An 832-nucleotide genomic window follows, 5' to 3' on the forward strand; every position below is an offset into this window, starting at 1 on the left:
CGAGATCGCCGGCGTGCTGGAGCAGACCACCGCCCGCGCGGTGGCGGCGCTCGACGCCCAGATCAGCCGCCTCAACGACACGGTGGAGAGCCATGGCGTGGCGGTGAGCGGCGGCCTTTCCGGCCAGATCGACCGCCTTGCCTCGCTGTTCGACGAGCGCGGCGTGGCCCTGGTCAGCAATCTGGGCGCGCGCGGCGACGACATCGCCGACGCCATCGCCCGGGGCGCCGGCCATCTGGAAGCGCGCGTTGGCGGCCAGCTGGCCCGTCTGGACAACGTCTTCCATGGCTATGGCCAGTCGATCTCCGCCGTCATTGGCGAGCACGTCCAGGCGGCGAGCGAGACGCCCGACGTGGCCGGCTCCTCGCTGGTGGAAACCATCGACGCCCGCGCCCGCCTGCTTGACAATCTGCTAGGGCTGCACGCCGGCCGCATCGGCGAGCAACTGGTGACGCAGATCGACCGTCTGGAAACCACGCTGACCGAGCAGGGCGAGCGCCTTGTCGGCTCCGTGGACGCCAGCGCCGGCAAGCTCTCCGGCGAGGTCGCCCGCATTAGCGAAGTCGCCACGTAAACCATCGGCGCCAGCGCCGGGGCCATGGCCGACGCGGTGCGCGATCGCGCCGCCGAGGCATCGCGCAACTTCGCCGCCTCGGCGAAGGACATGCGCGCCGCCATGGACGCGGCCGCCGACGAACTGCGCGCCGCCCTCGACACGGCCGCCCGGACCGCCGCCACCGCCGTCACCGAAGCCGGCGACAGGCTGCGCGCTGGCGCGGACGCGGCTTCTGGCGCGGCGGTCACCGCCCTCACCGAAGCCAGCGACAAGCTG

Annotated in this window: 1 protein-coding gene and 1 pseudogene; both read left to right on the plus strand. The window is 72.8% G+C overall.

Annotation, left to right across the window (positions count from 1 at the left end; genetic code table 11):
- On the plus strand, positions 1-574 hold a 574-nt coding region (locus AC4FS3_RS28765; protein WP_491023377.1), incomplete at its 5' end, for a hypothetical protein.
- A 24-nt stretch (positions 575-598) separates the two neighbouring features.
- A pseudogene (locus tag AC4FS3_RS28770) lies at positions 599-832 on the plus strand (hypothetical protein); the annotation flags it as partial.

The organism is Pseudogemmobacter sp. TB195 (genome assembly GCF_058313095.1).